Source organism: Providencia sp. PROV080, from assembly GCF_033688105.1.
In the GTDB taxonomy this organism is placed as follows: Bacteria; Pseudomonadota; Gammaproteobacteria; order Enterobacterales; family Enterobacteriaceae; genus Providencia; species Providencia zhejiangensis.
The window spans coordinates 1,857,338-1,881,303 of the sequence record NZ_CP096346.1 but is presented as its reverse complement, the minus strand read 5'-3'; the positions used below and the strand labels follow the sequence as shown (position 1 = coordinate 1,881,303).

General features: G+C 41.7%; 19 protein-coding genes. 6 read left to right on the top strand and 13 right to left on the bottom strand.

Annotated elements, in window-relative coordinates:
* Positions 1 to 476: 476 nt before the first annotated feature.
* From purF to M1F03_RS08125, 10 genes are all read right to left on the bottom strand, one after another.
* Entirely contained in the window at positions 477 to 1,994 is a 1,518-nt protein-coding gene (gene purF / locus M1F03_RS08170) for an amidophosphoribosyltransferase (protein ID WP_154635736.1), read from the bottom strand.
* Positions 1,995 to 2,008: 14 nt separating this feature from the next.
* Positions 2,009 to 2,512: a colicin V production protein gene (gene cvpA / locus M1F03_RS08165; RefSeq protein ID WP_154624027.1), complete on the bottom strand. Its 504-nt coding sequence runs from the start codon at positions 2,510 to 2,512 to the stop codon at positions 2,009 to 2,011.
* A 179-nt stretch (positions 2,513 to 2,691) separates the two neighbouring features.
* Complete coding sequence (dedD, locus tag M1F03_RS08160; RefSeq protein WP_163861114.1) at positions 2,692 to 3,348, bottom strand: cell division protein DedD; 657 nt, start codon at positions 3,346 to 3,348, stop codon at positions 2,692 to 2,694.
* Positions 3,349 to 3,353: 5 nt separating this feature from the next.
* Positions 3,354 to 4,643, bottom strand: a complete 1,290-nt coding sequence (gene folC / locus M1F03_RS08155) for a bifunctional tetrahydrofolate synthase/dihydrofolate synthase (RefSeq protein ID WP_272690101.1) — start codon at positions 4,641 to 4,643, stop codon at positions 3,354 to 3,356.
* Positions 4,636 to 5,619: an acetyl-CoA carboxylase, carboxyltransferase subunit beta gene (accD, locus tag M1F03_RS08150; RefSeq protein WP_154624025.1), complete on the bottom strand. Its 984-nt coding sequence runs from the start codon at positions 5,617 to 5,619 to the stop codon at positions 4,636 to 4,638. The genes folC and accD overlap by 8 nt, the downstream gene beginning before the upstream one ends.
* A 152-nt stretch (positions 5,620 to 5,771) precedes the next feature.
* On the bottom strand, positions 5,772 to 6,458 hold the full coding sequence (locus tag M1F03_RS08145; RefSeq protein ID WP_154624024.1) for a DedA family protein: 687 nt from the start codon (positions 6,456 to 6,458) through the stop codon (positions 5,772 to 5,774).
* 47 nt (positions 6,459 to 6,505) lie between these two features.
* A complete protein-coding gene (gene truA, locus M1F03_RS08140) occupies positions 6,506 to 7,321 on the bottom strand; it encodes a tRNA pseudouridine(38-40) synthase TruA (RefSeq protein ID WP_154624023.1) in 816 nt (271 codons plus the stop codon).
* Positions 7,321 to 8,331 (bottom strand): aspartate-semialdehyde dehydrogenase, encoded by a 1,011-nt coding sequence (locus M1F03_RS08135; RefSeq protein ID WP_154624022.1) that lies wholly within the window; start codon positions 8,329 to 8,331, stop codon positions 7,321 to 7,323. Before M1F03_RS08135 ends, truA begins: the two co-directional genes overlap by 1 nt.
* Positions 8,332 to 8,425: 94 nt before the next feature.
* Positions 8,426 to 9,556 carry a 4-phosphoerythronate dehydrogenase PdxB gene (gene pdxB, locus M1F03_RS08130; protein ID WP_251463998.1) on the bottom strand — a complete coding sequence of 377 codons (1,131 nt, stop codon included), beginning with the start codon at positions 9,554 to 9,556 and terminating at the stop codon, positions 8,426 to 8,428.
* 126 nt (positions 9,557 to 9,682) lie between these two features.
* Complete coding sequence (locus tag M1F03_RS08125) at positions 9,683 to 10,477, bottom strand: AraC family transcriptional regulator (RefSeq protein WP_154624021.1); 795 nt, start codon at positions 10,475 to 10,477, stop codon at positions 9,683 to 9,685.
* Positions 10,478 to 10,576: 99 nt separating this feature from the next.
* Between M1F03_RS08125 and M1F03_RS08120 the strand changes: the two genes are divergently transcribed.
* Complete coding sequence (locus M1F03_RS08120) at positions 10,577 to 11,506, top strand: DMT family transporter (protein ID WP_154624020.1); 930 nt, start codon at positions 10,577 to 10,579, stop codon at positions 11,504 to 11,506.
* 298 nt (positions 11,507 to 11,804) lie between these two features.
* Entirely contained in the window at positions 11,805 to 16,472 is a 4,668-nt protein-coding gene (locus tag M1F03_RS08115) for a tetratricopeptide repeat protein (protein ID WP_251463996.1), read from the top strand.
* A gap of 87 nt (positions 16,473 to 16,559) precedes the next feature.
* Here the strand turns inward: M1F03_RS08115 and M1F03_RS08110 are convergent, their stop codons facing one another.
* Positions 16,560 to 17,993: a sensor histidine kinase gene (locus tag M1F03_RS08110; RefSeq protein WP_163861103.1), complete on the bottom strand. Its 1,434-nt coding sequence runs from the start codon at positions 17,991 to 17,993 to the stop codon at positions 16,560 to 16,562.
* Positions 17,990 to 18,658, bottom strand: coding sequence for a transcriptional regulator TctD (tctD, locus tag M1F03_RS08105; protein WP_154624017.1), 669 nt, complete (start codon positions 18,656 to 18,658; stop codon positions 17,990 to 17,992). Before tctD ends, M1F03_RS08110 begins: the two co-directional genes overlap by 4 nt.
* Positions 18,659 to 18,949: 291 nt before the next feature.
* Between tctD and M1F03_RS08100 the strand changes: the two genes are divergently transcribed.
* The 4 genes from M1F03_RS08100 to M1F03_RS08085 all read left to right on the top strand — a co-directional run bounded on the left by M1F03_RS08100 (position 18,950) and on the right by M1F03_RS08085 (position 22,518).
* On the top strand, positions 18,950 to 19,924 hold the full coding sequence (locus M1F03_RS08100) for a Bug family tripartite tricarboxylate transporter substrate binding protein (RefSeq protein WP_163861102.1): 975 nt from the start codon (positions 18,950 to 18,952) through the stop codon (positions 19,922 to 19,924).
* 12 nt (positions 19,925 to 19,936) lie between these two features.
* Positions 19,937 to 20,368, top strand: a complete 432-nt coding sequence (locus tag M1F03_RS08095; RefSeq protein WP_163861100.1) for a tripartite tricarboxylate transporter TctB family protein — start codon at positions 19,937 to 19,939, stop codon at positions 20,366 to 20,368.
* 10 nt (positions 20,369 to 20,378) lie between these two features.
* Positions 20,379 to 21,899 (top strand): tripartite tricarboxylate transporter permease, encoded by a 1,521-nt coding sequence (locus M1F03_RS08090; protein ID WP_272661221.1) that lies wholly within the window; start codon positions 20,379 to 20,381, stop codon positions 21,897 to 21,899.
* Between the two features lie 193 nt (positions 21,900 to 22,092).
* Entirely contained in the window at positions 22,093 to 22,518 is a 426-nt protein-coding gene (locus M1F03_RS08085) for a hypothetical protein (protein WP_251463992.1), read from the top strand.
* Positions 22,519 to 22,581: 63 nt separating this feature from the next.
* Here the strand turns inward: M1F03_RS08085 and fabB are convergent, their stop codons facing one another.
* Positions 22,582 to 23,796 carry a beta-ketoacyl-ACP synthase I gene (fabB, locus tag M1F03_RS08080; RefSeq protein WP_163861098.1) on the bottom strand — a complete coding sequence of 405 codons (1,215 nt, stop codon included), beginning with the start codon at positions 23,794 to 23,796 and terminating at the stop codon, positions 22,582 to 22,584.
* Between the last annotated feature and the right edge of the window lie 170 nt (positions 23,797 to 23,966).

The window sequence follows — 23,966 nt, the reverse complement described above, 5'->3', positions numbered from 1 at the left end:
TCATACTCTTGAGCTGATTTAAGGGGCTTAATCATTGGTTTAAGTAGATCTATTACTCATTGCCATTATATTCCCTCCTCGACTTTATTAGAGGGAATGATTCTCGCTCCTGTAGCAGGCAATACGGGGGGTATTTATGTTTTTCTTGCACTGTGCCTCTACATACAGCTAGCCTCTTGACCTTTGAGCATCGCTTTCGCGTCAGGCCGTTCCCCTTAGGCAAGCCGTGTATCAATTCACCCTTGGAGGCTCATTACCGACCCGTTGAAACAGAAGGCACAAGCTAAATGGTGTTCAGCAGGTTTCTCGCTGGCATTTATGAATGAGAACATAGCACTGCCTTTGTTTATTCATGTTGTTTACTGAGTTATTTAAACACGGGTAATACCACTGACCAAATGTTGACACTATGATTTTTCTCATAAAAAAAACCAGCCATAATACAATCGGCTGGTTTCTTATTAACCTAGAAATAATTAACCTTCGTTGTAAATTTCTAAATTTTCAATTTCGTTTTGATCTTTAATTTTTAACTCGTCATCTTTACGTAGATTCTCAAGATAATCTAAGTAGCTTTGATCGATATCTTTTGTGACATAAATACCATCAAACACTGAACATTCAAATTCATTGATTTCCGGATTTTCTTCACGAACAGCAGCAATAAGGTCGCTAAGATCTTGGAAAATTAACCCATCAGCACCAATTAATTTACGGATCTCATCAACTTCACGACCATGAGCAATTAACTCATTTGCATTTGGCATATCAATACCATACACATTTGGGAAACGAACTTCTGGCGCGGCAGAGGCAAAATAAACATTTTTTGCACCCGCCTCACGTGCGAGTTCAACAATTTGCTCGGAAGTCGTACCACGGACGATTGAGTCATCAACTAATAATACGTTTTTATCACGAAATTCAGCACGATTTGCATTCAGTTTACGACGAACTGATTTACGGCGCTCTTGCTGACCTGGCATGATAAAAGTACGACCAACATAACGGTTTTTCACAAAACCTTGGCGGTATGGCTTATCTAGGATATGAGCGATTTCTAAGGCAATATCACAAGATGTTTCAGGAATTGGGATGACGACATCAATTTGCAAATCTTCCCACTCACGCGCAATTTTCGCGCCAAGCTTTTGCCCCATGCGTAACCTAGCATTATAAACCGATATTTTATCGATAAATGAATCTGGGCGAGCAAAGTAGACATACTCAAATAAGCAGGGGGTTAATTGAGGGTTTTCTGCACATTGGCGCGTATACAATTGCCCTTGTTCTGTCACATAAACCGCTTCACCAGGTGCTACATCACGTAAGAATTCAAAGCCTAACGTATCAAGAGCAACACTTTCTGAAGCAACCATGTACTCTTGCGCGCCATTTTCTAATACGCGACGTCCTAAGACCAATGGGCGGATACCATAAGGGTCACGAAACGCTAACATCCCATGGCCAATAATCAGTGCAACACAAGCGTATGCCCCACGTAATCTTTTATGCATCTCTGCAACCGCAGTGAAAACATTATCTGGCTCCAATGGAAAATGATCGAAGCGATCCAATTCATAAGCCAAGATATTCAATAGGATCTCAGAATCTGAGGTGGTGTTAACATGGCGACGAGCGGTTTCAAATAAACGGCGCGTAAGTTCATGCGCATTTGTCAGATTACCATTATGAGCAAGGGTGATACCAAAAGGCGAGTTCACATAGAAGGGCTGTGCTTCCGATGCGCTCGAGCTTCCTGCGGTTGGATAACGTACATGACCAATACCCATACAACCTTGTAGTCGAAGCATATGCCGCGTTTCAAAAACATCTTTTACGAGGCCATTCGCTTTACGTAAACGAATATTATTTTTGCCATCAATGGTAGCAATCCCTGCTGCATCTTGCCCACGGTGCTGTAACACCGTTAAAGCATCATAAATTGATTGGTTGACCGGTGTTACACCGGCGATACCGACAATACCGCACATTTAGTCTTTCCTCATCAGCCAGACGGAGAAATATTCTCCGGTAGGAAACTTGACGCATTTTGCAGGTAGTCAAAAAACCACCTGATTATATGACTGAACTGCGGAATAAGTTCTGAACGTTGCCAATCCTCACTTTGAGGTAAAGGTGTAAAAGTATCGAGAAAAAAGAGTAATGCCGATACAATCAATACCCCACGCAACGCCCCGAAGCAGATCCCCAGAACACGATCTGTACCCGATAAGCCAGTTTTTTGAACTAGAGAACTAATTACATAGTTAACTACTGCCCCGACAATTAATGTCGCAATAAACAAGGCAGCGATAGCGATGCCATTTCTCACGAGTACATCCTCAAAGCGTGTAAAATATTCCGCCAAATAAGGATAAAAAGTACTCGCAACAAAAAATGCACAGCCCCATGTAACCAGCGATAACGCCTCTCGAACAAACCCACGGATCAGGCTTACCAGTGCCGAGAAGCCAATGATGGCAATAATTGCGTAATCTAACCAGACCATATCTTATTCCAAAATTCGCACCCACGGCAGTGGCTGGAGTGCATTCTAACAGAAAACGAAAACGTTTGCGTAACCAATTTACATACAATTTAAAAAAACCAACGGCGAAAAGAAAAACTCTTCTTCGCCGCTGTAATTGATTAAAAGCTCAAGCTTTTTATGATATTCCTATTTAAGCATCATGGTTTAAAAGCCCTAATCTCACCTTGTAAACCGGTTATTGACCTCAATTCAGGTAAAGCACTTTCTAAACGCTGCCTTGATGCTTCTGGTCCAACAAAGATTCGTGTCAATTGCCCATTAACAGGTCGAGAAGGTACCGTATAAACCTGATATCCTGACAATCTTAATTTAGCGACAATTTCCTCCACTTTTGCAGAATTTTTCAACGCACCCAGTTGTACCACAAACGCTTTACCTTGCGGTGCCTGAACTTCAGGTTTAGGCTCCGGTTTTGGCTTAGGTTCTGGTTTAACTTCAGGTTTCGGCGTTGGTTTCGGCTCAGGCTTTGGCTCCACCTTTATTGGCTGCTCAGCAGGAATAGCCGGCACGTCTTGAGCTGTGGAAGCTGATTGACTTTGTTGTTGCTCCTGCCTTTGCTCAGACAGCGCTTCTGACAACATCGCTTCCGATGCTTCTCCAGATGCGGCATTTTGTGTCAGTGGTGCAATGGCTTCAATATCCTGCTCATCACCCGGTTTCGGTATAATAGGAATGGCCGCAAATTCATTTTCATTATATTTCTTATCACCATCCAGTAACGCCGGTAATACAATGATCCCCGCCGCCACTAATACAATGGCACCGACAAGACGATTCTGAAATTTACTTGCCACTGACTCTATCCTTTTGCTTTTTCTAACAACATCATCACATGTGCGACAGTATGAAACGAACCACAAACAATAATGACATCCTCATCCGTCGCATCAAGACAAGCTTTCGCCCATGCATCATCAACAGAATCAAACACCTGTGGAGATTCAAGATACTGGCTCAACTGTGATGCAGGGGCTCCACGAAACTCCGTCAGCGGTGCCACATACCAATCTGTCACTTGCTCAGATAAACACGCTAATGTGCCTTGAATATCTTTATCGCCAAGCATACCGACGACCGCTCTCACCCTACGCCCTGGCACGGTGGGTAACTGTGCTAAACGCGTAACCAGATAACCTGCCGCATGCGGGTTGTGTGCAACATCCAAAATCATCAAGGGTTTTTCATTAATTATCTGAAAACGCCCAGGCAGCTGTGCTGATTTCAACCCTTCATGTATTGCTTGGTCGGTCATTTTATCGGCCAGTGTGCGATCAATCTCTTTCAAGCAGCAGATAACCCCTAATGCCGTTGCTGCATTCGCTAGCGGTACATTAGGCACAGGTAAATTCGACCACTGGCATTGATGACTGTGCCATGACCAGCTGTTATTTTGCTGTTCGAAGGACCAGTCTTTACCGCGACGAAACAGAAGAGTTCCTATTTTATCCGCATATTCACCGATAGATTGAGGCATATCCGGTTCGCCAACCACGCCATAACGGCCACCACGAAAGATACCGGCTTTTTCATGACCAATATGTTCTCGGTCTGATCCCAGCCAATCCGTGTGGTCAAGAGCAATACTGGTGATTGCGGTTACGTCTGCATCCACAACATTCGTTGCATCTAATCGCCCACCTAAACCCACTTCCAAAATCACAACATCTAAAGCAGCCTGTTTAAATAGTTTCAGAGCAGCTAACGTACCGTATTCGAAGTAAGTTATTGAGGTATCGCCTCGGGCGGCTTCAATATCTGCAAATGCGCGGCAAAAATCAGCCTCCGACAGCTCTGCACCTTGAATACGTACCCTCTCAGTATAGCGAACAAGATGTGGTGAACTGTAGACCCCAACTTTCAGGCCTGCTGCCATCAAGATAGATTCAAGCGTATGGCAAGTCGTTCCTTTTCCGTTGGTACCGGTGACGGTGATAACGCGGGGTGCTGGTTGCGTTAATGCCATTTTACGAGCGATTTTTCCAACTCGCTCCAGCCCCATATCGATATTTTGACTGTGCAAGTTTTCTTGATAAGAAAGCCAAGCCTCCAATGGAGACTCGGCATTAGGTATTGAAAATGGATTATTCATCATCTTTTTTATGCTTAGCAGAGTCCTTTACTTGCTCAGGAGCATCGATGACAACATCGTCATTAACGATATCGATTTTCACATCCTTTTCTTCAACGACCAAAGAAACGTCAGAGGTGTTAAAGCTTGGTTTGTTGGTTAACATAGCGAGCACATCTGCTAATGTGTCACGCATTTCAGGACGACGGACAATCATGTCGATCGCCCCTTTCTCTAACAAGAATTCACTACGTTGGAAGCCTTGAGGCAATTTCTCACGAACAGTCTGTTCAATGACACGCGGGCCGGCAAAACCAATCAGCGCTTTAGGTTCTGCGACATTGATATCACCAAGCATCGCTAAACTGGCTGAAACGCCGCCCATAGTCGGGTCAGTTAACACTGAAATATAAGGCAAACCACGCTCTTGCATTTTGGCTAAAGCTGCGCTGGTTTTTGCCATTTGCATCAGTGATAACAGTGCTTCTTGCATACGCGCACCGCCACTCGATGAAAAACAAACTAATGGGCAATTATCTTCTAGGGCTTGTTCAACGGCACGAACAAAACGTGCACCTACAACGGAAGCCATAGATCCACCCATAAAGGAAAATTCAAAAGCAGCCGCAACGATTGGCATATCTTTTAACGTTCCTTTCATCACAACGATAGCATCTTTTTCACCGGTCTCTTTTTGAGCCGCCGACAGCCTATCTTTATATTTTTTTGAATCACGGAACTTAAGAACGTCTTTTGGTTCAAGTTCACTACCTAATTCTGTGGTCGAATTTTCATCGAGGAAGGTTTCAAGACGCTGGCGTGCATGAATACGCATGTGATGATCGCATTTAGGGCACACTTGTAGATTACGCTCGAGTTCCGCCCCATACAGGACTTGCCCACAGCTATCACATTTAGTCCAAACACCCTCTGGGATGTTGACTTTGTTTGATTGGGTCAAGTTACCTTTTTTTAATATTTTTTCAATCCAGCTCATTAATGGACCTTTTCGTCTGATTGATTTCTGGCTATTCCGTCAGGGTGACTGTCGTAAAGATTACTCAATCCCTTCAGGTAAAACGCCAGTATGTTATTTTGTGCCATTAAACCACAATGAAACTTCACTGTGGATAAAAACTTTTTAATCCGTTATGGATTACCATTTTTTTGTGCAGTTACACGTTTTTCTTTTGCCGCTTTACGGCGATGACGAATCACTTCAATCACCCCCGGAAGAATTGAGATAAAGATAATTGCCACTATCAATAATTTCAAATTCTGTTGTACGAAGGGTAAGTCACCAAACAGATAACCTGCATAAGTGAATGATAATACCCATAATAACGCACCTGTCACATTATAAAAGGCAAAATGACGATAAGACATTTTTCCCATTCCCGCAACAAATGGTGCAAACGTTCGAACAATAGGCACAAAGCGCGCTAAAATAATGGCTTTACCACCATGCTTTTCATAAAAAGCATGTGTCTTTTCTAAATAAACACGTCGGAAAATTTTCGAATCAGGGTTCTTAAACAATTTTTCGCCGAAAATTCGTCCAATCGTGTAATTAACCGCATCACCAATAATCGCTGCTGTAATCATTAATGCGACCATTAAATGAACATTTAAATCGTTGCTATCGAGTGCAGAAATTGCCCCCGCGACAAAGAGTAGTGAATCCCCAGGCAAGAATGGTGTTACCACTAACCCCGTTTCACAAAATAAGATCAGAAATAAGATACCGTATACCCAAGTTCCATATTCAGCAACTAACTCTGCGAGATGGACATCGATATGCAAAATAAAATCGATTATAAAACTGATAAACTCCATAAAAACCCTCATTATGAATAGCATCCGTGCTATGTATAAAATTAGATTTACATCAGTTCGTCTGCTAAGAAAACCGGCCCCATGGTATTTTGAGGCAAGGCAAATTTTTCAGGATAATCCACTGCAACTAAATACAAACCATCAGCCTTCGCAGTCGCTGCGGCTTTTGTTCTGTCTTTAAGTTCTAGCAATTCAGCCATCCAGTTAATATCCTGATTTCCGCAACCAATCTCCAGCAAACTTCCCACAATATTTCTGACCATATGGTGCACAAAAGCATTTGCTTTAATATCCACCACAACATAATTGCCGTGGCGAGTCACTTGCACATGCATCACGTTACGCCAAGGGGTTCGTGATTGGCACTGCACTGCTCTAAAGGACGTAAAATCATTTTCTCCCAGTAGAGCTTGTGCCGCTTCATGCATTCTTTTTTCATCAAGTGGATAGTGAAAATGCGTGACTCCACTCGATAAAATGGCAGGGCGATAACGATGATTGAAAATCACATAACGGTAGCGGCGTGCCGTCGCGCTAAACCTTGCATGAAATTCGTCATCAACAGGCTGACACCAACGAACCGCAATATCCTCTGGCAAATGGGTATTTACCCCCATTGTCCAAGCAGCTTCTTTGCGAATGACAGGTGAATCAAAATGCACCACTTGCCCCGTTGCATGCACACCTGCATCTGTACGGCCTGCACAAAATACATGAATAGGATGGTTCGCTACTTTCGATAACGCTTCTTCAAGGCAACCTTGAACGCTCTTTACCTCTTGTTGACGTTGCCACCCATAATAACGACTACCATTGTATTCGATGCCTAATGCAATACGAGACAACTGCGTTGAATCTGACATCAGTAAAACAGCTCCTGAGCCAGCTTTTCAGCGGTTTCAACGGCCATTAATGCACCACCAAAGCGTACATTATCGGCAACAGACCAAAACTGTAAAATTTCAGGCATACCATAATCGTTACGGATACAGCCAATGCTTAAGTAATGATTACCAGAAGCTTCAGTCACCTGAGTCGGGTAATCCCCCTCCTCTGAGACCTGAATATCCTCAAAACGTTCAAGTTCATCTTGAGCTTCTTCAACACCTACCGGACGTAATGTCTCCAGATATACCACCTGTGCATTTCCATAGAATACAGGAGACTGGATAAAGCTCACCGCAACAGGGATCCCTTCATCTTGCAAAATTTTACGTACTTGATCGACCAAACGGCGCTCTTGTTGCACACTCCCTGCGGTATCCGCCAGCATTGGCAGCATATTAAATGCTAATTGTTTATTAAATCGCCCCTCTTCCGCTGGGATACCATTTAACAAACGTGCACTTTGTCCCGCCAACTCATCCACCGCCGCTTTACCATAAGAAGAAACAGACAGCATGTTAGTTAACGTGATACGTCCAAGGCCTGCGGCCTCAATCAATGGTTTGATCGCACTTAATAATTGACTGACATAGCTATCTGCTAACGAAATAATATTTCGGTTGCGATAATCCGCAAGAACATGTGGATTGACGCCGGGAACCACTAACGGCACATCTGGCTCAAGTGCAAATACACCACTCGCATCAATCACAATACAGCCTTCTTGTGCAGCAAGCTCTGCATATCGCAAACTCGCTTCTTCCCCAGCAACAAAGAAAGCAATTTGAGCTTGTGACCAATCAAAATCGGCAGCATCTTGCACCCTGTAGCTTTTACTATTAAAACGAATGCTCTCCCCAGCCGTTCGTTCGCTCGCTAACAGATGTAATTCGCCAACAGGAAATTCGCGTTCTTGTAATAGTGCTAAAATAGCTTCACCAACAGCACCGGTGGCGCCTAATAACGCAATATTCCAACCTTCAGTCATTGCTGTTTCTCCAAAAAATATAACTATTAAATGAAATCATCCATACGTATTAAATGAAAGGCAATATACCCCTTTCTCGTAATATTTAAGAAGATCACTTAATCAAATGTGCATTAAAACCCAGTGCGGTTAATTGAGATACCGTTTGTGGATCATCACAACTGACTGCCAAAGATAACCATTCACGACGTTCTTGGTAGTGTTTTCGTAGCTTGTCAAATTCACCAGGTATTGCGGCGACTTCACGTAATGCTGCGTCATCACGACGCACATCATACACCAGATGCACCAACCTTTTGAGTTGGCTTTGCGTTAATTTACCCTGAAAAGTGATAGCACTCATTTCAGGAATAGGTAGTAGCGACGCCAGTGCAATACTATCCGGCTGCCCCAAAAATTGGCAATAAGCTTCATAGACTTGCGTGGTACCGCGGGCTTTACCTTCAAGAGTATAGCCGGCAATATGCGGTGTGCCGATGTCAACCCACTGCAATAATTCTGTATCCAGATTAGGTTCAGGCTCCCATACATCTAACACGACACTTATTTTTTTGCCTTGCTTTAACAAAGCTAATAAGGCTTGATTATCAACTACTTCACCACGGCTAGCATTAATTAAAATGGTGCCGTCACGTAAATGAGATAAACGCTGAGCCTCCATTAAATGGTATGTCTTATCGGCGCCATCCATATTCAGCGGTGTGTGGAATGTCAGTACATCTGCTTCATTCAACACGGTTTCTAAAGGTAAAAAGTCTCCTGTGTCTCCACTTCTCGCGCGGGGAGGATCACACAATAGTGTTTTGACCCCCCAAGCCGATAATCGCTGAGCTAGGCGACCTCCAACATTTCCGACCCCAATAATTCCTACCGTTTTGTCACGTAAATCAAAATGATCACGCTCAGCTAACATCAGCAGTGCCGAAAAAACATATTCCACAACCGCAATCGCATTACAGCCCGGTGCTGACGAAAATGCGATATTGGCTTCATTAAGCCATGCCGTGTCGACATGGTCGAAACCGGCCGTGGCAGTACCAACAAATTTTACTGGCGTTTCATTCAATAACGCACGATTCACTTTTGTAATCGAACGAACCATTAATGCATCCGCGTCCAGCAATTCCGCTTCAGGTACTGGACGACCCGGTACAGCTTTAACCTCACCCAGCTTACTAAACAACTGCTGAGCATATGGCATGTTCTCATCAACCAAAATTTTCACTTAATTAGCCCCAATATCTTTATTCGTACCATTCTCAACGAACAAATTATTTTATGGTTGTTTCATTTTATGACCGCGTATTTTGCCACGTTCCGAGTCTATTGCCTATGAACGATTACTTGTGTTTCATTCATCTTTGGCTCGAAAACGGTCTGGTGTCACTCCTGATATTTGTTGAAACATCGCAATAAATGCCGAAGCCGAGCTGTAGCCAACATCCAGTGCGACTTCATGCACGCTTTTACCTTGCTCTAGTGCAGATACCGCATGTAAATAGCGTAACCGCTGCCGCCATTCACTAAATGACATCCCCAACTCTTGCTGACATCGACGTGATAATGTGCGTTCTGAGGTATAACTGCGTTTAGCCCAATCCGCCAATGTTGAGTTATCTGCCGGATCTTTTTGTAAAGCATCTAAGATTGGAGATAAAAATTTATCTTTTGTGATAGGAAGATACGTTTCTTGGCATGGCGAAATCGAAAACTGATCAATTAATACACTTGCTAAACGAATATCTTCATCCGTTTGAGGTTCAACCACGCCTCTTTGATAAAGGTCACTCATAATCGTTTGAAAAATGGGGCTTAACTTGATAACACAAGCACGCGATGACAGTTTCTCACTGAAACGTTGTGCAAAATCGATAATGCGAAATTTCACACTCTGTTTATTAAAACTTGCGTGTTGCGTATTAGCAGGGATCCACACACAAAATTCGGGTGGGGCAAGATAGTGTTTTCCTTCAATCTCCATTTCCATGATCCCACATACCACATATAACAATTGACCAAACGGATGAGCGTGAGATTTATATTCACTCTGCGTATCTATTTGTTCATGGCGTAAGGCAATAAAGGAAGGTTCAATAATATTGCACTCACTAATAAGCCTTGTTGGTGATTTTTGCATTTGTTGCATAGATGTTGTCTGAAAACCGTTATCGAATGTCTGGTTATCAGTATATATAAAAAATCTGACAAAGGTATACTAGCACCACTCATTAGGGAGAAGCTGTTAATGAAAAATTTATTATTTCCGCTGATTGCGGTTTTACTTTGGTCAATGAATGCGATAGTGAATAAAGCCGCGGCAACTGCTATCGATCCTGCCGCAATATCCTTTTACCGTTGGGCGTTGGCGCTGCTTGTCATGACCCCCTTTGTCTTACGTTCAGTGCTACGAAACTGGAAAACCGTGAAAAAGCATTGGTGGCAATTAGCGATTTTAGGTGCCCTTGGTATGATGCTCTATCAAAGCTTAGCGTATTATGCGGCTCATACTGTCAGTGCGACCTTTATGGGGATTATGAATTCCCTGATCCCATTACTTACCGTGGTAATTAGTATTTTTGTACTCCGTGTTATTCCAACGGTTGGGATTTTTATCGGTACTTTATTATCACTCGCTGGCCTTACTTGGTTAGTCAGCCAAGGCAATCCAGCCGCTCTCTTTTCTCAAGGTTTAGGCACTGGTGAATTATTAATGCTCATCGCCTCCGCTGCCTATGCACTCTATGGCGTATTGACTAAACGTTGGGCGATTCAATTATCGAGCTGGGATTCACTTTACGTTCAGGTTTTCTTTGGTGTTATTTTGTTGATACCAAACTTTTTATTAGCCGACGACGTGACTTTGAATCGTCATAATATCGGCCTAGTTGCTTTTGCAGGGATTGCCGCTTCTATTCTTGCACCAGCATTATGGATCCAAGGTGTGATGCGTTTAGGGGCAAATACAACCTCAATTTTTATGAACTTAGCCCCTGTATTTACAGCTATTATTGCCATCTTTGCCCTCGGTGAAGAACTGAAGAGCTACCATCTGATTGGCGGTGGAATTGTGTTATTGGGTGTCATGCTTGCCCAACAGCTACGTACACCGCTGACACAGCTTTTCAAAAGCAAGAAAAAAATTGAGCAGGAAAAAGATTGCTTAAACGATACCTAGCAGTAAAATTAAACCTCAAGCAATGCAATGTCGTAATTCATATGCCCCACACTTGTGGGGCTATGTTTTTCAATCAACATATTCTTAGCCACTCACTTCCTTGGTCCTTTCTTTTATCATTTTATGATATTTGTCCATAATAAATCAGCATCAATGGTTTATCCTTGAATGAAAATTTCACTTAATATAGCGTTCTTTTTTTAGTTAGACCTAAATTCATTAAACCAAATATGACAGGCTGATATTTAAATAGAATTTTTCTGTTCGTGAATAAAGATCAGTCACAATAGGAATAATAATGACTAAACGCGTTAAAATTGTGTTGATTGTATTCATTGCTATTTTTGTTATTTCAGGGCTGCATTTAATTCAAAAAAAGGCAACTCATTCCGCTCAGATGGGTTACCAATTATATTATGATGGGGATTTTGCCTCAGCATTTAAATATTTTAATCAGCGGGCACACAGTGACCCACAGTCTGCGTTTAGTCTTGCAATGATGTACTGGAATGGTATTGGTACAGCCCAAAATAAACCACTGGCGATAGAATGGCTAATCAAATCTGCTGATCAAAATAATCCTAGTGCCTTGTACAATTTAGGCTATTTTCGTTATTACAAACAAATAGCTGACACCCCGAATGATTTATATGGACTGACATCATTAAATAAAGCCGCTGACCTTGGGGTATTAAATGCTCAAGAACTATTAGGAATAATTTACCTCGATAACCAACATACACAGATTAAAAAAGATTATGAACTTGCTCGATATTATTTTACGCAAGCAAGTCAACAAGGCTCACGGCTCGCCAAATATGGTAATGCGGGTATCGCTTACCAATATGATAAGGATTATCAAAAAGCCGTGAGTCTATTGGAGCCTTTGATAAAGGATAACTTCGCTATCGCCGCGCTATTGCTCTCACACATTTATCGAGAGGGGGGTTATGGCATAGAAAAAAATATACAGCTTGCTGATAAATATGAACAAAGTATCCAAGATGCTATGCAATACTTCGATTTTAATCAATTATATTTAGAAGCCGCTCCCCTCTCTGTACAGGGTTATCTCACTCCTAAAGAGCAAAATAGGCAACGCCAGCAACTTGAACAGCGTGCTGCTGAAGGTGATGACAGTGCCTATTATACGCTGTTTGAAAGGTTCTACTCTGGCGATGGTTTTCATAAAGATCTTCTTAAAGCTATCGAGTATTTACAACCTTTAATCGAGAAAAAATCGCCAAAAGCCCTCTACCTACACTATGTAATGACAAAGTCAGAACCGCAATACCTTATTGATGCCGCTAATGCAAACTATCCAGATGCCGTCTCTCAGCTCTACCAGATATATTCTGGTCATATTCACGATATTCATTTTAAAACTAATCGAGAACTCGCTGATAAATATCTCGCCATATCCGCTGATTTGGGAAATTTAGATGCAATCCTTGATTTAATTAATCACTCGCTTAATCACTACCATTTTCCGAATAAAGAACTGAATGCCATTGTCACAAAATATACGCTTGAAGGGCTCAATCAGTTTCCAAGCTCAGCGGAAATGCTCATCACCGCAAGTGGCGTGTACGGTAATAAACGCACTGACCTTTATGATCCTAAAATATCTTTTGAACTCAATGCAAAAGCTCGAGATTACTCATCTGAACCCGATATTATCAATCAATTAGCTGATAAATATGCCAATGCGATTGGTACCCAAAAAGATCTCACCAAGGCGGTTGCTCTCTTTAAACAAAGCTTAACTCTTAAGCCAGAAAAAAATATAGCGAGCATTAAATTAGTACAACTTTATTATGATGAACAACCCGTTAATGGCCTAGATGAACAGTTTATCCTTTCACTTTTGAAAGAGGATGCCAATCCACCCTATTTATCAAAATTAGGCTACTATTACGCCGACTACTTACTTCAACAGGATCCACAAAAAAATCACGCGCTAGCTTTTCAACTTTATGAAGTGACCAGTAAATACTCCGGCAAAGCCGCGCTCCATTATGCAAACGCATTATTAAAATACCAAACTGGACAAGAAGAGGCAGCCTTAAAACAGGTTATTAATGCTTTCGAATACCACAAATATGATCGTTCACTGAATGAAAAAGAGCTTCACGATGCATATGCCCTCTTATTTAATTACGGTATGCATCATCCAAAAGCCCAAGAATTGGTTATCGCCTTTGCATTGAATGAGCACAATGCCGAAGCAACAGCACTTGTTGAATCATTAGTAGGAAAAGATGCACATATCACTTATTTATATGCAATAAATCATCTTGCCAAAATTCAAGATATCAGTTCAGCAACAGAGAGTGAACTTAAAACCTATTTCAATCTGCTTTTACAGGCTTCAGACTTGGGGAGTATTGATGCCACCATCTATATTATCCATAACCTTGATGACATTAACTATCAAAATAGTCAGCCTTATAACAAGACAAAGTTTATGTCCCTGACGGGCTTAACTCAGAAAGATTTAGTGACGTGGTACCAAAAGTGCGCGGATTTAGGAAGTAACACATGTTTATTTAAACTCGGTGAAATTTACCAAAAAGGCCTATATGGCATCAATCCTGATTATGAAAAAGCGATATCTTATTACTTTAGCATCAAAACGCCTGCTAATAGCCATATGGCATCACAACTTAAAAGAATTAAAACCGACCATCGTGATTTCACTCAATTACTCGAAAAAGCCAATCACGGTGATAGTGATGCACTCTATAAACTCGCGAATGCCTATAAAAAAGGTCAATATGGGCAGAATCCGAATCAACAAATTTGGCTGAAATATCTCGCTGCCAGTGCACAGCGTGATCATCAGCAAGCATTAATAGACAGCATTCACTTTTACACTAAAAACGATCTGCTTGAAAAAAACCAGAACAAAGTACTTGGTTATTACCAGCAACTCATTCAATTAGGTAATCAAGAATACGCTGATAAATTAGCCAAACAATATTTAACCGGTAGCAAACTGGTTAATATCGATCGCTCCAAAGCTCGAAAATATTATCAAGCCGCAGGTGAAATAGGAGACTATGATATCAAATTAATGGACAATTTTGATATTTATCTCAATGTGATAGATGATAGTCTATTAGCCAAATATGAACTTGCTAATGCGTATTTATACGGTTTTGGCACAAAACGCGATATTGAAAAAGCCGTTTATTATTTTGAACAAGCGGCTAACGAAAACCATGAGCAAGCAATTAATCAGTATATAAGCCTACTCCAGAATGGTTATTATGATCATGAGGAAAAAAAGTGGCTGTTACTTCCTAATTGGCAAGACGCAATTATCTGGTTAAATAAATATCCAAATTCAGAACATGCTGCTGACAGTATTAAATTCTTTAATACCACCGTATCCCCCGCCCTAAATGGTGATACTAAAGCCTATTTTAATATAGCTAATTGGTATCAAGATAATATGCAAAGCCAAGCCGCCCAAATATGGTATCGCAAAAGCGTTGATGCTGGTGATGTACGTGCTATTCCATACCTTGATAAGCTATTAGAGAGGGATGATTATGAGACAAAATATCAACTTTACCAACAGGGCGCCGAAAAAGGTGATATCTATTCACAAGTTCAGCTAGCTTGGTTTGATTTGAATAATGCCGAGATAAAAACATATTCTGAGCAATACCAAACAGCGATTAAATACCTTAATCAAGGTTTAAAATCGAGCGATACGCAAATATCACAGTCTGCTTTTGACTATTTAAGTACGCTTTATCATCAGGGGATTAGTGATAAAAATAATCAGCAACTACACCCAAGTGATAATCAGCGCTACCTAGCCCTATTAGAAGATGAAGCAGCTCAACGCAATCAAGCACTGATACAGTTATACGACTATTATAATAAACGCGATCCGGAGAAGGCATTAGGTTACCTAAAAATGGCTTATGAAAAAGGCTATCCGACAGCAATGGAATACTTATATCAAGCCAGTTTTTCTAATGAGAATTGTCAAAACAAACGTTTTGATGAAAATGCTGCGACGTTGTATTTAACTCAATGGTTAGAAAAAAGTCATTTCTCAGGCAATGATTATTACCACACGGACGGCCCTAGTGCACTTATAAATAAACTAGGTGATGTCTATTTTTATGGAAACTGTGGTGTTAAAAAAGATCTTGATACTGCGATTAAATGGTATGAAACCTCTTTAGAATACCGTGGTCATCAAGCTATCAATAAGCTTTATGATGCTTATCTTGAAAAAGGTGATGCTAAAAAAGTTTATTATTATGGCTTAATGGCTGGGAAAGATATCCCTGAGATAAAATTGCTTAATACTCTCTCTGATACCGAACGCGAAGCCGTTAAAGCTGAATATGAGCATCAACAAAATGAACAGCAGTATGGTGATTATCGAGATGAAATTATCGACAAACAGCAGAAAGCAGAAACAGGTGACGCCTCCGCGGCTTATTCATTAGCCATCATTTATGCACGAGGTACCCAAGCACCTTTCGATCCCGTGAAAGTTGTTTACTATTATGAGTTATCAGGTAAAAACGGTAACGCGGATGCCTACAATGCGCTTGGCCATCTCTATCTAAATGAAGATGACCTTAATTTTCCAAAAGATGTTCAAAAGGCGCTCTATTATTTTGACCTAGGGGCTAAGTTGAATGACAGTAACACGGCTCATCTGGCAGGCGATTTACTCTATTTTGAGAGAGATGGTATCGAGACAGATTACGCTCGTGCCGCCCAATATTATGCAATGACTGATTTAGAACAAGGCATACATCATGCTTTAGCAAAATATAAACTCGCAGAATTGTATTACCATGGTTTAGTCGGTTCAAAAAGTAAAGAAGACCAGCAAAAAGCCTATGACTACCTACAGTTAGCCGCGAAATATAAAGTTCCCCATGCAATAAAAGCATTAGAAGAGTGGGATTTTAAACAAATAAACAAATAGAACTTTCACGATTAGGGGGAAACTCTCCCCCTAATTCATTGGCTATTTTCGCTAAAAATCAGACAAACATTCTCAATAACATTTGTATTATTTTTTGCCCAGCTCTTTACTGGTTTGAAAAACAACTCGGGCTAATAATCCACCTAGCTCGTTTCCTTTCAAAAGTTGTAATTCTGTACCATGGTAAATGGCAATGTCTTTCACTAGAGCCAGTCCTAACCCTGAGCCTTCAAGACTCAATGCATTATTAAGACGAGTAAATGCTTCCATTGAACGGTTAATTTTTTTATCTGGTATACCCGGTCCTGAGTCTTCCACTTCTAATATGGTGTACTTGTTATCTTCACTCAATGACACCCGAACAGTCACAATACCGTTATCAGGGGTATATTTAATGGCATTATCGATGAGATTCGCACACATTTCTGCCAATAATATCGGCTCTCCTTTAATCCATGATTGCTCTTCGCCTTCATAACCAAGATCAATTCCTTTACTTTCCGCTTGCCCTAAGCGAGTAAAACAGGCTTGTTGGGCTAATTCAACTAAGTTAATTGCACTATATTGACGAATCGCTTCTTTTTCGTGCGCTTTTAAACGCGCTAACTGTAATAAGCGATCCGTTAATATAATCGTGCTGTCTAAGGTGTTGTTTATAGCCTGCAAGCTTTGCTGCCGCTGCTGTTCATCATCACTATTCAGCGCCACCGAAACCTGTGTTTTTAAGACGGTTAAAGGCGTTTTTAATTGGTGTGAAGCATCCGCGCTAAAGCGCTCTTGTCGCTTTACCATTCTTTTAAGCCTTTCAATATAGCGATTTAATGCATCAACAAGCGGTGATAACTCTGACCATGGCAAAATATCAGGGAATGGCGTTAAATCATTAGCCGAACGTCCCATCATCAATTGAGATAGATTTTTCAATGGTGTTAATAACTTACTAAGTAGTAAATACGCTAATACTAAGGTGAGAAAAACGACGGTACCTTGGCTCATTAACGAGGATATTAATAATTGTCTAGCAAATTCATGACGTGAAGAAACCGTTTCGGCAACACGGATCTGCACCATCCCCATCATCCCACCTTCATTAACTGGTTGGTAAAACGTGGCAACTCGGATAGGTAAGCCTTTATATTCGGCATCATAAAAATAGACAAGCGCTGTATAGTGTTGAGAACGCATCCAATTCGGTGGGATCTCAGGTAAATCATCATAGCCTGAAATAGTCTTCCCATTAGGTTCAATCACTTGATAAAACAGACGGTCATTAATATTACGTTCAAAACTGTCTAAAACAACATACGGGACATCAACAATCAAATGACCATTTTCTACTTTTAATCGCTCTGCAACAGTACGTGCCGATGCGAGCAAGGTTCTGTCGTATGCTTGGTTAGCTGCATTTTTTGCACTGTAGTAGTGGGTATATACTGTAAATCCCCCTAATACAATGAGTGGGATACCGAAGAAGAGCAGCAACTGATGAAAGAGAGAGCGTGGATGAGAGACTAATTTCATACACTACACTGCTCTAATCGGTATCCTAATCCGCGAAGCGTATTGATATTGACATCGGTTCCCGAGAGTTTTTTTCTTACACGATGCACATAGAGTTCAATACTCTGTAAATTGGCTTCCTCTGATAATGAAAACACCTGTTCAAATAATTGTGTCTTTGACACTGGCCGTCCACGACGATGAAACAAGGTATTCAATACGGCAAATTCTCTTGGCGTTAACGCTAACGGTTCTAACCCTATTAAGAAATACCCTTCTTCATGATAACAAAGTGAACCAAAACGTTGTGGTTCATTAACTTGCCCTTGGCTACGTCGTAATAACGCTCTGATCCGTGCTTCTAGCTCAGATAAATCAAAAGGTTTAGTAAGATAATCATCCGCCCCCGCATTTAATCCTTTGACTCTGTCAGAGACATCGGAGTTTGCTGTTAGCAACAACACCGGGGTCTCTTGGCCCCGTTTTCTCATCTGTGCGAGCACATCTAAGCCACTGATTCTGGGCAAAGAAACATCCAATATGACTAGCGAATAACTTTCCGTCTGTAATAGCTGGTCGGCAATTGCACCATCACTCGCAATATCAACCGCAAAACCTGTCGCACTCAGTGCTTTTTGCAACCACAATGACAACTCATCATGGTCTTCAACTAATAATATCCTCATTTGCCATGCTCTCAATTCATCCCATGATAAATATACGTTCGCATTAACCCCTGAGAAATGAAATGCTTAAGTGCAATATTTTCAAGCTGGTTCACAAGAATACCCATAAACACAAATTAACATTAAATTAACAATTTAAAATAACAAATAATAAGCAATCTGATATACATCACAAAAAAACAACTTCACTTGTTAATGAAAGGTAAATGAAAGCTTTACTAGCCAATGATAATGATTAGAAAAACAACAATGAAGTCTCTCTTTATCTGATTTTTCGTGAGGAAATAAAGAATGAAAAAAATATCATTAACCACATTAGCTGCTGCACTTTTCTTTGCTGGCCTTAATCAAGCGGTAGCATTACCTGAACGCACTGAATGTATTGCACCAGCAAAACCGGGCGGTGGATTTGATTTAACATGTAAGTTGGTTCAAGTTTCCATGTTGGAAACCAAAGAAATCGAAAAACCGATGCGAGTGACCTATATGCCAGGGGGAATTGGTGCTGTCGCCTATAATGCGATTGTTGCTCAACGCCCTGCTGAACCAGGAACCATTGTGGCATTCTCCGGCGGATCGCTACTGAACCTCGCCCAAGGGAAATTCGGTCGTTATAACGAAAACGATGTACGCTGGCTTGCCAGTGTAGGTAGTGATTATGGCATGATCGCTGTCCGTGAAGATTCACCTTACAAAAACCTGAAAGAACTCATGGACGCTTTCAAGAAAGACCCGAATAGCATTGTCTTTGGCGCTGGTGGCTCAATTGGTAGCCAAGATTGGATGAAGACGGCGTTACTGGCAAAACAAATCGATGTTGACCCACGCAAAATGCGTTATGTCGCTTTTGAAGGTGGTGGTGAAACATTAACCGCTTTACTCGGTAATCACATTCAGGTCATGTCTGGTGATATGAGTGAAATGGCCCCTTACCTTAACGATGGCAAAGTGCGTGTGTTAGCCGTTTATTCCGACAAGCGCCTGGGTGATGGCCTCGAAAATATCCCAACAGCGAAAGAACAAGGCTATGACATCGAATGGCCAATTATTCGTGGTTTCTATATGGGACCGAAAGTGTCGGATGAAGATTATAACCAATGGGTTGAAGCCTTCAAAAAATTACAACAAACCGATGAATTCAAAAAACAACGCGAGCTACGTGGTTTATTTGAATACAACTTAGTCGGCCAAGAACTTGACAACTATGTCAAAGAAGAGATCGAACAATACCGTGAACAAGCTCGTTCATTCGGTTTAGCGAAATAACGGAGGCCGTTGATGAGCCAACGCATATTTGCCATCGTCTGGCTAATATTGTGTGGTATCGGTCTTTATATTGGCTGGGGGATCCAAAGTGAGTTTTCTTATGAACCACTGGGCCCCCGCCCTTTCCCGATAGCCATACTTTCATTAATGGCTTTATGTGCCTTCATCTTGCTTTTTGGTAAACAAGAAGCAATTGAATGGCCAAAGCCATATGTTTTACGTCGCTTAGTATTACTCATCCTGTCATTGGTCATTTATGCTTGGGTGTTTGAGTGGCTAGGCTTTCCTTTATCTACCAGTTTATTGACGATCAGTATTGCGCTGTTGTTTGGCGCGACACCCATAGCCGCCATCATTTCCGGCCCAATATTAGGTGTCGTTCTATTCTATGCCTTCGACAAATTACTGGATGTCACCTTGCCTATTGGCAACCTGTTTAATTAAGGAGATAGCCATGGAAACTTGGATGTATCTTTCGCAAGGTTTTGAAGTTGCATTAATTCCACAAAATTTGCTAATCGCACTTATTGGTTGCTTTATTGGCACGGTTGTTGGCATGTTACCGGGGCTAGGTCCTATCAATGGCGTTGCCATCCTATTACCACTGGCCTTTGCGCTAAAACTTCCCGCAGAGTCAGCTTTAATATTATTAGCGACGGTGTATTTAGGCTGTGAATATGGTGGCCGAATCTCTTCTATTTTACTGAACGTCCCCGGCGATGCCGCCGCCATTATGACAACGCTTGATGGCTATCCAATGGCTAAGCAAGGTAAAGGTGGGGTTGCGCTATCCATCTCTGCTGTCAGTTCATTTATTGGCTCAACCATTGCTATCTTTGGGATCATTTTATTCGCCCCTCTACTCGCCCAGTGGGCTCTCGCGTTTGGCCCCGCGGAATATTTTGCCCTCATGGTGTTTGCCATCGCCTGTCTTGGCAGCATGATGAGTCAGAATCCAATTAAATCGCTATTAGCAGCCTTAATTGGTCTTGCCTTCGCTACTGTTGGCGTCGATGCAAACTCAGGCGAATACCGTTTTACTTTTGATAGCGTCAACTTATCCGATGGTATCCAATTTATTGTTGTGGTGATTGGGCTATTCTCTGTCAGCGAAATACTGCTGATGTTAGAAGGCACTGCAACAGGGCAAGGTTTAATCCGCAAAACAGGACGCATGCTATTTAACCGCAAAGAAGCTAAAGCCTGTGCAGGTCCAACTTTACGTTCTTCTTTGGTCGGTTTCTTTGTCGGTGTGCTCCCCGGTGCTGGTGCCACCATTGCCAGTGCTATCACCTATATGACAGAGAAAAAAATCAGTGGTGCAAATGGTCAGTTTGGTAACGGTGATGTACGTGGTGTCGCGGCACCTGAGGCTGCAAATAATGCTTCTGCATGTGGATCATTCATTCCCATGCTCACTTTAGGTGTTCCCGGTTCAGGAACCACTGCCGTCATGATGGGCGCATTGACACTGTATAATATTACTCCAGGCCCTGGCATGTTTACTGAGCAGCCAGATATCGTATGGGGATTAATTGCAGCGCTTCTGATCGCTAATATTGTCTTACTCGTTATGAATATTCCATTAATCGGTTTATTCACCCGCATGTTAACCGTGCCCCTTTGGTTCTTAGTGCCTGCAATCGCTACGGTATCCGCGGTTGGCGTGTATGCTGTGCATAGTACAACATTCGATCTGCTTCTGATGATGGGGCTTGGTGTCTTTGGCTATATCCTACGGAAAATGAATTTTCCATTATCCCCTTTAATCCTTGGTTTCGTTCTCGGGGAGATGCTTGAGCAAAGCTTACGCCGTTCTTTATCAATCAGTAATGGCGAATTTAATATTCTCTGGAATAGCCCAATCTCTCAATGTTTGCTCGTGATGGCGGTATTAGTCCTTGTGTTACCCCCTATCGTGAAATTAATTCGTAAAAAACGTCAACATCAAGCGACAACCCGCGAACACTCTTAAATTCGCTCAACAATCAATATCGCTCTTTTTGACTAAACATTGCCCCTTTATATAGGGGCTTTTTTTATTCTAAAGCAGTAGCACAATATAAAAATAGAGAACTTACTTAAAAAATCAGAGAGTGACTCTATTGTTAGTCTCGATTTATACTTTAATATTGTCGACTATAATTTCGAATGGAATCATTTTCACTATGTTAGTTAGCGTATTGCAATCCTTATTAAAATGGCAGCCCAAACCACTTCGTCATAATCAGTTTGCAACGCTATTAAATGATAGATACCAAATCAGTAGTCAATTCCCTTCTACCATCACTGAGATAGATGATAATGGCACTTTATTAGTGAAAGCCGATGGAAAGATCTATATCTATTGTAATGGCATCTTAATTCTACGTATCAATAAAAATGTGAGTACCATTACGATTGGTATCCTTGAAGATAAATCTAAAATTATTGATATCAGAAAAAATATCTTTCGTTCACAACAAAAGGTTGCCTCATCAAGTCATCAATCTCTTCCAGCGACAACCGCTTCAGATAATTCATCTTCAAGTCATGATTACAACTTTTCTAGCGGTGATTCAGGAGGAGGAGACTGCGGCGGTGGGAGTGACTAATAATAGAAAGCGAGAGCGTTATACTCTCGCTTTCTCATCTCATACATGTCAGCTAGGATTCAATTAGCCTTTATATTTACTCATGACTAAAGTGGCATTCGTTCCACCAAAGCCAAAGCTGTTTGACATGACGGTCTCTAGTGCTTGTTCCGTTGGTTTAGTGACAATATTCAGTCCTTCCGCTTTCGGATCCAAGGTTTCTACGTTGATACTTGGTGCGATAAAACCATGTTCCAACATCAACAAGCTATAAATCGCTTCGTGAACCCCTGCTGCACCTAAAGAGTGCCCAGTCATTGCTTTCGTGGCTGAAATGGCTGGTGATTCACTGCCAAAGACTTCTTGAATAGCTTCGAGTTCTTTAGTATCACCGACTGGCGTAGAAGTACCATGAGTATTGATATAATCGACTTTGCCTTCAATACTTTGCATCGCCATTTGCATACAACGCACAGCACCTTCACCAGAAGGAGCAACCATATCTGCACCATCTGAAGTCGCACCATAACCAACGATTTCAGCATAGATATGAGCACCACGAGCTAAGGCATGTTCTAACTCTTCGACAACCACAATACCGCCGCCGCCAGCGATAACGAAACCATCACGATCAACATCGTAAGTTCTTGATGCTTTGCTTGGCGTTTCATTGTACTTCGTTGACAATGCACCCATGGCATCAAATTCACAGGTCATTTCCCAGCTCAGTTCTTCACCACCACCAGCAAAGACAACATCTTGTTTGCCAAGTTGGATCAACTCTACCGCATGACCAATGCAGTGTGCAGATGTTGAACAAGCAGAACTGATTGAGTAGTTCACCCCTTTGATTTTAAATGGCGTGGCTAGACAAGCTGAGATACCCGATGCCATTGCACGAGTCACCATATAAGGGCCAACACCACGAAGGCCTTTTGCACGCATACCGTCAGAGCCAGCGACTTGGTTGCGTGGAGAACCGCCACCTGAGCCAACCACTAACCCCGTGCGTAAATTCGAAATCTGTTCATCTGTTAAGCCCGAATCACTAATAGCCTGTTCCATAGATAGGTAGGCATAAACGGAGCAATCACTCATGAAACGGCGGATCTTACGGTCAATCAAGCCGTCAGTATCCATTTTTACATTACCCCAGACGTGGCTACGCAGCCCCGCCTCTTTGAATTCTTCTGAGAAAGTGATCCCGGAACGACCTTCCTTCAGAGAAGCCAGTACTTCTTCCTGGTTATTACCAATACTGGAAACAATACCCAGGCCAGTGATGACTGCACGCTTCATTCATTACCTCATGTCTTTTAATAATGTGAGTACGGGATTACAGGTTGTCACTTTAGCTTACACTTGTAAGCTGAACAAGTCCGATCAGGGTAAATATTTGTATTTTTTTTTCCTCTAGTACAATAACCTTTTTATTCAAAGGTAGCCTTAACGCTTGTTCAGCGCTAAAA